Genomic DNA, 10,602 nt, shown 5'->3' on the forward strand with positions numbered 1-10,602 from the left:
GGCGCGCCGGGGGGGGGGGTGGGGGGCCGGGTTGATGGCGGCGCGCGGGCCGCGGACGGCGGGGGCGGCGGCGCCGGCGGCGAGCCCGGCGGGGGGGGCGCCGCCGGCCGCCGCGCCAGGGCCGTGCGCGGCGGGCTCGCCGGTGCCGACACCGGTACCGCCGCCGGTGCCGCCGGGCGCCGGAAGCGCAGCGAGCCCGGTGCCCGCGCCCCCGTGCGCCGGCTCCTGGCGCCCCGCGTGATCGGGGTGCCCGGGGTGTTCGTGGTACGGGGCGAAGGCGCCGATGAGGTCGGCCGCCGCGGTGCGGAACAGTTCGCGGCGCCGCACGCCGCGCGCCGCAGCCACCGCCTGCTCGGGCCCGTCCGCGCGGCCGACGGCGGCCAGCACCTCCGGTTCCAGGTGCTCGCGGGTGCGCGGGCGCAGCCCCTGTGGGTCGCCGAGCAGGGCGACCGCCTCGGGCGCGCGCAGCAGCAGGTCGGGGGCGAGCCGGCCGGCGGACAGCACCCGGGCCAGGTTCTCGGCCGCGGCGCCCTCGTCGCGCAGCAGCCGCAGGTACCAGGGCGTCTTGCCGAGCGCGTCGGAGACCTTGCGGAAGCCGAGCAGCCCCGCGTCCGGGTCGGCGGAGTCGGCGAACCAGCCGAGCAGCACCGGCAGCAGCGTCCGCTGGATGGCGGCCTTGCGGGTCACCCCGGAGGCCAGCGCCTCCAGGTGGCGCAGCGCACCGACCGGGTCGGCGTACCCGAGTGCCTCCAGGCGCTGGCCTGCGGCCTTGGAGCTGAGCCGGGTCTCGCCGGGTTCGAGTTGGGCGACGCCGTCCAGCAGCGGCCGGTAGAACAGCTTCTCGTGGAGGCGCCGCACCTCGCGCGCGTGCCGCTTCCACTCCTGCCGCAGCCGGGTCACCGGCTCGGTGCGCGGCCAGTCGAAGGGCCGCGACAGGGAGCGGCCGAGCCGGCGCAGGTCGGCCTCGTCCTCGGGGACCAGGTGGGTGCGGCGCAGCTTGTAGAGCTGGATGTGGTGTTCCATGGCGCGGAGGAAGCGGTACGCGTCGTCGAGGGCGGCGGCGTCCGCGCGGCCCACGTAGCCGCCGGCGGCGAGCGCGGCCAGCGCCTCCAGGGTGCTGCCGCTGCGCAGGGACGCGTCGCTGCGGCCGTGCACGAGTTGGAGCAGTTGCACGGCGAACTCGACGTCCCGCAGCCCGCCGGGGCCGAGCTTGATCTCCCGGTCGACCTGGGCGGCGGGGATGTTCTCGACGACCCGGCGGCGCATCTGCTGTACGTCGGGTACGAAGTTGTCGCGCTCGGCGGCCTGCCACACCAGGGGTTCGACGGCCGCCACGTACGCCTGCCCGAGCGCGGCGTCACCGGCCACCGGGCGGGCCTTGAGCAGCGCCTGGAACTCCCAGGTCTTGGCCCACCGCTGGTAGTAGGCGAGGTGGCTGGCGAGGGTGCGGACCAGGGGGCCGTTGCGGCCCTCCGGGCGGAGGTTGGCGTCGACCGGCCAGATGGTGCCCTCGGCGGTCACGTCGCCGCAGATCCGTACCAGTCGGGCGGCGAGCCGGGTGGCGGCCCGCAGCGCGGTCGACTCGGCGTCGCCGGAGCCGCCGTCGCCGGCTGCCGCGTCGGCGGCCGGTTGCAGCGGCGGTTCGGCAACGAAGATGACGTCGACGTCGGAGACGTAGTTGAGCTCGTGGCCGCCGCACTTGCCCATCCCGATGACGGCGAGCCGGCAGGCAGCCGCGTCCTCGGGGGCCTCCTCGGCGGCGATCCGCAGGGCGATCCGCAGGGTGGCGGTGGCCAGGTCGGCGAGTTCGGCGGCGATCTGCGCGACGCCGGTGGTGCCGCACACGTCGCGGGCGGCGAGGCCGAGCAGACAGCGCCGGTAGGTGGCGCGCAGCGCGTCGGGCTTGCTCGGCTGCTTGTCCGCGGGTTTGCCCTGGTGGCCGTCCCCGGGTTTGCCCTGGTGCCCGTCCCCGGGCTTGCCCTGGTGCCCGTCCGCGCCGCCCCACACGCCGTCGGCCAGCGCCTGTTCGAACTCGGCCGTGGTCGGGTGCAGGTCGGCCGATTCGTAGGTGACCAGCGAGTGCCAGTCGCCCGGGTGCCGCGCGAGGTGGTCGCCCAGCGCCTCGGACGCGCCGAGCACCCCGAGCAGCCGGTCCCGCAGCGGCTTGGCCGAGACGACCGTGGTCAACAGCGTCTGCCGCTCCTCGTCGGGCAGCGCCTCCGCCAGCCGCACCAGGCCGCGCAGCGCCAGGTTCGGATCGGCGGTCGTCCCCAGCGCGTCGAGCAGCACGGGATCGGCCCGTACGCTGGCGAGCGCGGGCGCGTCCAGCAGCAGCCCGGCCGCCGCGGTGTCGGTGAATCCGTAGCGCAGCAGCCGTCCGTACTGGCTGTCCCGTCGCCCTTGCAGCACGGCGCACCCGCCTTTCCGCGCGGTCGTCACCCGGTACAGGCGCCCACCGTGCAGCCGCCTGGTGCCACGACCACTCGCCATGATCCGCACGGGAGCTTAGTACCTGCCCGGCACGGAGCCGGCGGCACGGGCCTCCCGTGTCCCCCCGCGTCCCCTGGTGACGCGGGCTGTGGGGTGGCGTCACGGGGGGGTGGGCGCGGGGGGCCGGGACCGGGCGCCAGCAGCGACCGGCGGGCACCCATGGGAGACGGCGGCTCATGCGTCCCCGACGGCGATCCCGAGTTCCCGTACGAGGGCCAGGCCCAGGTCCACCTGCTGATCGGGGTCGATACGGACCGCGGCCAACTGGGCGACACCGCGGACCTGCGCGAGGTCGTTGCCCCGCAGATCGGCGCCCCGGTACCGCCCGCCGCCGAACTCGGTCAGCGCGAGCCGACAGCCGGAGAACACGGCGCCGGACAGGTCGCACCCGGTGAACGCGGCCTCGGTGAGGACACAGCCGGCGAAGACGACGGGCCCGGCGGCACGCACCTGCGCGAAGCCGGCGTAGTCGAACCGGCACTTCTCGAACAACACGTCATCCAGCACCACGCCCTCCAGCGCGGCCCCCATGAGCTTGCAGTCACGAATGTGCACCCGGCACAGCCTGCCCCCACGCCACCGAACCGCACCGAGGTCACTGCCGCTGACCTCAACCCCGTGCACCGTGACCCCGTCGAACTCGACCCGCTGCGCGCGAACCCCACTGACCCGCCCCGTAACGAGCCGCACACCACTCAACGCAAGCGAACGCAGCTCCACACCCCCGTACACAAAGTCCTGCACAACACCCTCCGGCCCGTCCAACGCCTCCACCCCGGCCAGCCGAAGCCCAGGCTCATCGAGGTCGGGGGTGGTCACGGTGGTACGGCCGAAGGTGCGGCTGGCCATGGTGCTCCTTGGGGGCGGGGGCGACCTCGTCTTAGGTTGGTGCTCTGGTGAGTCTGGTGCACGACCTGCCCCTACCAACGCTGGAACGACGCCCGGGGCCACAGCCGCACTCGGATTACTCGCCTGCGTCCACGCCGGCACCAAGGCCCGCAGCCTCAGGGCTTGAAGGAAGTGGCCTGAGCGCGTTAGGGCTGGCGGTGCATCTCCCAGTGGCGCCTCAGCCACTTCTGCTGCTTCGAGGTCAAGCTCGTGACCGTGAGTGGCTTCTGGTGGAGGTCTGCATAGGTTGGGTAGTTGTGCAGGCTAGCCACGACGTCCAGGGCCGACGTCGCAGGATTCACCGCAATGCCGCCCAGGTCGAAGAGTCGGTGCAGGTCTCGACGGAGGAGCAGCCCGCCGCCGTTGTGGTCTCCGGATTTGGCAAAGCTGTAGAGGTGAGCGGCTTCCAGAACGGAGGCCGGCAAAGGGCCAGTGAACGCGCAGTTCTCGCCGTAGGTGTCGAGTAGTTGCTTGCGGAAGCTGGCCTGCCCCTTGCGGACGCGGACCAGGGCCGTGGCGTGGCCTCCGGCGATGACCTTCTCGGTCTTCTCGACCACGCCGAGCGAGCGGGCCTGCCCCTTGTGCTTCAAAGCGCTCTCGACCTGGTCCCGCTTCAGAATTCGGAAGCTGTTCTGCGCCTTGGGGTGCACACACAACTGCCGCAATTCGGTGCCCGACAGAGCGCCCTCCATGCTGACCCAGCCGGCCCCATACGTGCCGCGGTAAGCGATGACCGACTTGGTCTCCTTAATCGGGTCATCAAACTCGTGCTTGCAGTGTGCACACCGAAAGACCGGCAGTTTGGTCTTACGCGGGTTGACCTCAGTGTCGTTGCACTTGGGGCACCGGTGAATGTCCTTCATTGCCGGTTGCTTAGTGATCTCCTCAATCACGGACATCCCCAGCAGGGTCTGGCCATTCCACATCACGATGACGTCGCCCTGAGAGACGTTCTCGTGGTGTACGACCGTGCTGTCCCAGCTGTAGTGCTCGCCCAAGACGTCGTCGTACAGTTCCCCGGAACGGGCCCTGGCCTCGCCGGTCAACAGTGCCAGCCAAGCCGTCATCTGCGCCTCCCCGTGCTCCCGGCATCCTCATGCCGTAGTGACTGCACATGCCACTCATGAAACGTACCGGGGACCTCTGACACTCCCCCCGTACAATCACCCGCAGGACGGCATGCGCAGCATCCACACGGATCGGCTGACCCACCTGGCACTGGTCCTGGCCGACACCCCTTGCGCAAACCGCGCCGACGAGAGCTACCGCGCCTACGACCACGGCGGCCACGGACCGGAGCTCCCCATCCAGCGGCCCGGCACAGGCCCAAGTCGTAGGGATATCCCGCAGGGCCAACCGCACGCACCCGTCGGCCCCGGCCCCCCGCCCCCGCGCCAGCCCCACGAGACCGCTCAGGCCCAACGGGTTTGCGAACGTCGGCCCCGAGGGCTGATGAGTGCTTCGCCTCGTGACCCGCGCCTACAGCACCGGCAACATCTTCCGCAGCTCGAAGGCCGTCACCTCGCTGCGGTACTCCTCCCATTCCTGCTTCTTGTTGCGGAGGAAGAAGTCGAAGACGTGTTCGCCCAGGGTTTCGGCCACCAGTTCGCTGCGTTCCATCAGGGCGATGGCCTCGCCGAGGTTCTGTGGGAGGGGCTCGATGCCCATCGCGCGGCGTTCGGAGTCGGAGAGGGCCCAGACGTCGTCGTCGGCGCCGGCCGGGAGTTCGTAGCCCTCTTCGATGCCCTTGAGGCCGGCAGCCAGCAGCACCGCGTACGTGAGGTAGGGGTTGGCGCCCGAGTCGATGGAGCGGACCTCCACGCGCGTGGAGCCGGTCTTGCCGGGCTTGTACATCGGCACCCGGATGAGCGCGGAGCGGTTGTTGTGGCCCCAGCAGATGTACGAGGGGGCTTCGCCGCCCGCGCCTGCGGTGCGCTGGGAGCCGCCCCAGATGCGCTTGTACGAGTTGACCCACTGGTTGGTGACGGCCGAGGTCTCCGCGGCGTGCCGCAGCAGGCCGGCGATGAAGGAGCGGCCCACCTTGGAGAGCTGGTACTCGGCGCCCGACTCGTGGAAGGCGTTGCGGTCGCCCTCGAAGAGGGAGAGGTGGGTGTGCATGCCGGAGCCGGGGTACTCCGAGAACGGCTTGGGCATGAACGTGGCCTGCACGCCCTGTTCCAGCGCGACCTGCTTCATGACGATGCGGAAGGTCATGATGTTGTCGGCGGTGGACAGCGCGTCGGCGTAGCGCAGGTCGATCTCCTGCTGGCCCGGGGCGCCCTCGTGGTGGGAGAACTCAACCGAGATGCCCATGGATTCGAGCATGGTGATCGCCTGTCGGCGGAAGTCCATGCCGACGTTCTGCGGGGTGTGGTCGAAGTAGCCCGAGGAGTCGGCCGGCACCGGCCGGGTGCCGTCCACCGGCTTGTCCTTGAGCAGGAAGAACTCGATCTCGGGGTGGGTGTAGAAGGTGAAGCCGAGGTCGGAGGTCTTGGCGAGGATGCGCTTGAGGACGTAGCGCGGGTCGGCGTACGAGGGTGAGCCGTCCGGCATCAGGATGTCGCAGAACATGCGTGCGGTGCCGGGGGCCTCGGCGCGCCAGGGCAGGATCTGGAAGGTGGCCGGATCTGGCTTCGCGATCATGTCCGATTCGTAGACCCGGGCGAAGCCCTCGATGGCGGAGCCGTCGAAGCCGATCCCCTCGTCAAACGCCTGCTCCAACTCGGCGGGCGCCACCGCGACGGACTTGAGGAAGCCGAGCACATCGGTGAACCACAGCCGTACGAAGCGGATGTCGCGCTCTTCGAGCGTGCGGAGCACGAACTCCTGCTGCTTGTCCATAGTCCCTATCCTCGCAGGTCAGACGGCCGCTCTGGGGTGCTGGGCAGATCCGGTGACACCTCAGTATCACGCCAGCGGGTTTCCGTTGAGTTTCGCATCCGCCCCGGCGCTTTGCGCCAGCGCGTACGGGTTCCCCCGGGTGTCGTGACTTTCCCCGTTTGTCAGGTGCTTGGCGCTACGCCATCTCGTTGACGGCGATGGCGTACGGAGACGGCGTACGGAGATGGCAATGGCGGGTGTGGCTGCGGTGCGGGGACGGCTGCGGGTGCTGGCGCCGTCTTCGCCGGCGAGTTCCCCCGCCCCCTCCCGCCCGGCGGGGCGGAAGCCACCGCACGGAAGCCACCGCACGGGAGCCCCACACGCAGAGCCCCCGTACAGAACTCACCCCACCCAACCCCTTCCCCATGTGAGGTGACGTGTGAAATTTTACATGGCACACCCCTCCCGTTCGTGTCCATGTCAGACGCGGCGGACGCGGTGTGCCCCCGTGCGCCCCGCGCACGGCAACTCCACCCCCACAGGAGGCAACTGCCATGAGAAGGACCCCGGTGCGCGGACGCACCGGCCCCCTGGCGGCGCTGGCGATATCGCTGTGCCTGGGCGGCGGGCTGCTCGCCACCCCGAGCCAGGCCGCTCCCGCCACCCCCACGCCCGCCGCCGCCCGCACCCAGGGCCCCACCGGCACGGGCCCACAGGGCGCGAACCCGCACGGCGCAGACCCACACCGCGCAGCCCCGCAGGGCACGGCCGCGGCCGACGCGCAGGCCGATGACCCCGAGCACGTACGGGACGCGGCGGCCCCGGTGTCGCAGCGTCCGCCGCTGGCCGCCAGCAAGGACGCGCTGCGCCGCTCCTACGACGAGCCGGCCGACTCCGCCGCCCGCTCCGCTGCGCAGCGCCGGCCGTCGGCGCGCCAGGGCGCCCGCGTGGCCTGCGACGTCGCGGACTTCACCGGCAACTCCGGCGCCGCTCTGGTCGAGAAGGTCAGGGGCGCGGCGCCCGACTGCATCAACACGCTGTTCAACCTGACCGGCTCCGATGCGCGCGGCGCCTTCCGCGAGGAGCAGATGGTCACGGTCGCGAACGCGCTGCGGGCCGGCTCGGCGGACTATCCGGGCGACGGTTCGACCGGGATGCCGCAGATCGTGCTGTTCCTGCGGGCCGGGTACTTCGTGCACTGGTACCACCAGGAGGACGTCGGCGCGTACGGGCCCGCGCTGCGCTCGGCGATCCAGGGCGGTCTCGACGCGTTCTTCGGCTCCGCGCACTCCGGTGACGTGAGCGACGCCAACGGCGAGACGCTGTCCGAGGCGGTCGTCCTGATCGACAGCGCCGAGGAGAACGCCCGCTACCTGCCGGTGGTGGAGCGGCTGCTGACGGCGTACGACTCCTCGTACGACGGCTCGTGGTGGATGGTGAACGCGGTCAACAACGTGTACACGGTGCTCTTCCGCGGCCACCAGGTGCCCGAGTTCGTGACCGCGGTCGAGCGGGACCCGGGTGTGCTGCGGACGCTGTCCGACTTCGCCGCCGCGCACCTGGACCTGTTGGGCGGCGAGCGGAGCTATCTGACCTCCAACGCGGGGCGCGAACTCGGCCGCTTCCTCCAGCACGCCTCGCTGCGCGCCGAGGTGGCGCCGCTGGCCAGGGACCTGCTCCGGCGCAGCGAGATCACCGGCCGCACCGCGCCGCTGTGGGTCGGCGTGGCGGAGATGACCGCCGCGTACGACGGGGCCAACTGCGCCGACTACGGCACCTGCGACCTGCCGGAGCGACTGTCGGACGCGGCGCTTCCGGTGCGGCACTCGTGCGGTCCGAGCATCACCATCAGGGCGCAGGACATGACGGCCGGCCAGTTGGCCGCCACCTGCACCAGCCTGAGCGGGCAGGACGCGTTCTTCCACGACGTCGCCCGGGACCGCGGCCCGGTGGCCGACGACCACAACGAGACCATCGAGGTCACGGCCTTCGACTCCAGCACCGACTACCAGACGTACGCCGGCGCGATCTACGGCATCGACACCAACAACGGCGGCATGTACCTGGAGGGCGACCCGTCGAAGGTCGGCAACCAGCCGCGGTTCATCGCCTACGAGGCGGAGTGGCAGCGGCCGGAGTTCGCGATCTGGAACCTCAACCACGAGTACACCCACTACCTCGACGGCCGCTTCAACATGCACGGCGGCTTCGAGGCCGGGGTGAGCACGCCGACCGTGTGGTGGATCGAGGGCTTCGCCGAGTACGTCTCGTACTCCTACCGCAACCTGCCCTACCAGGAGGCGGCGACCGAGGCCGGCAAGCACACCTACCGGCTGAGCACGCTCTTCGACACGACCTACGAGAACGCCGACACCACGCGGGTCTACCGGTGGGGCTACCTGGCGGTGCGATACCTGCTGGAGCGGCACCGCGGCGACGTGGACACGGTGCTCGGCCACTACCGCAGCGGTGACTGGCAGGCGGCCAGGGCGCACCTGACGCGGACGATCGGCAGCAGTTACGACGCCGACTGGGACGCCTGGTTGACCGAGTGCGCGGCCGGCGGCTGCGCGAGCGCGGGCGCCGCGCCGACCCACCGGGCCGGCTGACCCCACGCGGCGGGAGCCGGACCGAAGCGCCCCGGCTCCCGCCCTCCCGACCCCGCCGCCCTCGGCCCGTCCCCCCATACGGGCCGGGGGCGGCGGCTGCGCGGGGCGGGTGGCTGGGCTCGGAGGCTGAGGAGGTTCGGGGGCCGCCCGGGCGGCGGCCACCCGGCGGACTTCCCCCGCGCGCGTACGCGTACGGGGACGGGGGACGGGGCCGGGGGCTGCTGGCGAACCTCCTGGGCCCGTACCGCGCCCGCGCGCGTACGAGTCGGCGGCGGCCACCCCGGCCGCCCCGTCGCCCCCGTGCCCCGCGCGGTCCCCCGTCGGCCCAGCCGGCTGCATGACATGTGAAGTTATACTCTCCGTGCCGAACCTAGGACGGAGGCCCACGTGGCTGACCTGCGGCAACGCAACTTGATCTTGGTCCAGGAGCGGCTGCGCGACCAGGTGGCGAACGCCCTGCGCGCCGCCATGATCGCCGGTGAGCTCCAGGCCGGAACCGTGTACTCCGCCCCCGCGCTCGCGGCCGAACTCGGCGTGTCGGCGACGCCCGTCCGCGAGGCCATGCTCGCCCTCGCGCGCGAGGGCCTGGTGGAGCCGGTGCGGAACAAGGGCTTTCGGATCACCGAGTTGTCCGACCGCGACCTGGACGAGTACAGCGAGATCCGGGAGCTCATCGAGGTGCCGACGATCGGGCGGGTGACCCGCACCGTGGCGGTGGAGGACCTGGAGTCGATGCGCCCGGTGGCCCAGGAGATCGTGGCCGCCGCCGGCCGGCACGACCTGATCGGCTATCTGGAGGCGGACCGCAGGTTCCACCTGCAACTGGTGGGCCTGGCCGGCAACGCCCGACTGGTGGAGGTCGTCGGTGACCTGCGCAAGCGCGCCCGCCTCTACGGCCTCGCCCGGCTGGACAGCAACGGCGAGTTGATCGCCTCGGCCGAGGAGCACCTGGAACTGCTCGACCTGATGATCGCGGGCGACGCCGCGGGCGCCCAGGAGTGCATGCGCCGCCACCTGGGCCACGTCCGCTCGCTGTGGTCATCGCGCAACAAGGAGGCGGGCGCGGCGGCGTCTGCGACTGCGGCTCCGCATCCGGCCCCTGGTCCACAGGGGGCCGAGCGGCGGTAGTCGGCTCAACGCCCGCCGCCCGGCCGGCGCGGCACCACTGCGGGCCGGGCCGCGCCATTCCGTACGAACCGTTCCCGCACGAACCGTTCCCGTACGAACCGTTCCCGTACGAACGACTCCGCACGAACCGTTCCGCACGGACCGCACCACTCGCGCCACCCCCCTGACATGCATACCCCGCGGGGGTAAGCTACCCGCGATGTCAGCCCGCTCGCGCACGGCGCCGTACGCCCCGTGCCGGGGCACCGCCTGGTGCGCCCGGCTGCTGTTGCTGTCCGCCCTGCTCTTCGGCATCGTCACGATGCACACCATCGGCCACCCCACGGAGCACGGGCCGGCGAGCGGACACGGGGCGGCGAGCGGGCCCGGCCTGACGGCCGCACACCAGGCCGTGGCCGTGGACGGGCAGCCGGCCGCCGGCGCGCCCGGGGCCGCGGCGCACCACGCGAGGACCGACCGGCCCGGGCCGGCAGGCGCACCCGCCCACCCCGCGCCGCCGCGGCTCGGCACCCCGGTCGCCGACCAGTTCACCGCGCCGGGGCAGGGCGGCATGGACCCGCTCTCCGTCTGCCTCGCCGTGCTGGTGGCGTGGACGGTCGTCCTGGCGCTGAGCGCCGCCGCACGACGCCGCCCCCGGGCCCGGGCGCTTTTACACAGCTCCCAGCCC

Annotated in this window: 7 protein-coding genes; 3 read left to right on the forward strand and 4 right to left on the reverse strand. The window is 72.2% G+C overall.

The genetic code is table 11. The features are described from left to right. The 4 genes from AAHZ94_RS19690 to glnA2 form a co-directional block, all read right to left on the reverse strand. Positions 1-2,409 (reverse strand): bifunctional [glutamine synthetase] adenylyltransferase/[glutamine synthetase]-adenylyl-L-tyrosine phosphorylase (locus AAHZ94_RS19690; protein WP_349994288.1); only part of this gene is annotated, 2,409 nt, incomplete at its 3' end. Positions 2,410-2,664: 255 nt separating this feature from the next. After that, positions 2,665-3,339, reverse strand: coding sequence for a pentapeptide repeat-containing protein (locus tag AAHZ94_RS19695; protein ID WP_349994289.1), 675 nt, complete (start codon positions 3,337-3,339; stop codon positions 2,665-2,667). A 185-nt stretch (positions 3,340-3,524) separates the two neighbouring features. Then, positions 3,525-4,445: an HNH endonuclease gene (locus AAHZ94_RS19700; protein ID WP_349994290.1), complete on the reverse strand. Its 921-nt coding sequence runs from the start codon at positions 4,443-4,445 to the stop codon at positions 3,525-3,527. A 412-nt stretch (positions 4,446-4,857) separates the two neighbouring features. After that, positions 4,858-6,219, reverse strand: a complete 1,362-nt coding sequence (gene glnA2, locus AAHZ94_RS19705; RefSeq protein WP_349994291.1) for a gamma-glutamylpolyamine synthetase GlnA2 — start codon at positions 6,217-6,219, stop codon at positions 4,858-4,860. Positions 6,220-6,752: 533 nt separating this feature from the next. On the opposite strand from glnA2, the gene AAHZ94_RS19710 reads away from it, so the two are divergent. From AAHZ94_RS19710 to AAHZ94_RS19720, 3 genes are all read left to right on the forward strand, one after another. After that, positions 6,753-8,807: a collagenase gene (locus tag AAHZ94_RS19710; protein WP_349994292.1), complete on the forward strand. Its 2,055-nt coding sequence runs from the start codon at positions 6,753-6,755 to the stop codon at positions 8,805-8,807. 387 nt (positions 8,808-9,194) lie between these two features. After that, entirely contained in the window at positions 9,195-9,935 is a 741-nt protein-coding gene (locus AAHZ94_RS19715) for a GntR family transcriptional regulator (protein ID WP_349994293.1), read from the forward strand. 199 nt (positions 9,936-10,134) lie between these two features. Next, the coding region (locus AAHZ94_RS19720; RefSeq protein ID WP_349994294.1) for a hypothetical protein at positions 10,135-10,602 on the forward strand (468 nt) is incomplete at its 3' end.

It is taken from the genome of Streptomyces sp. HSW2009 (genome assembly GCF_040240285.1).
GTDB lineage: Bacteria > Actinomycetota > Actinomycetes > Streptomycetales > Streptomycetaceae > Streptomyces.

Coding starts and splice junctions, on each gene's coding strand:
- AAHZ94_RS19695 (WP_349994289.1), bottom strand. CDS start 3,339: ATGGCCAGCCGCACCTTCGGCCGTACCACCGTGACCACCCCCGACCTC.
- AAHZ94_RS19700 (WP_349994290.1), bottom strand. CDS start 4,445: ATGACGGCTTGGCTGGCACTGTTGACCGGCGAGGCCAGGGCCCGTTCC.
- glnA2 (WP_349994291.1), bottom strand. CDS start 6,219: ATGGACAAGCAGCAGGAGTTCGTGCTCCGCACGCTCGAAGAGCGCGAC.
- AAHZ94_RS19710 (WP_349994292.1), top strand. CDS start 6,753: ATGAGAAGGACCCCGGTGCGCGGACGCACCGGCCCCCTGGCGGCGCTG.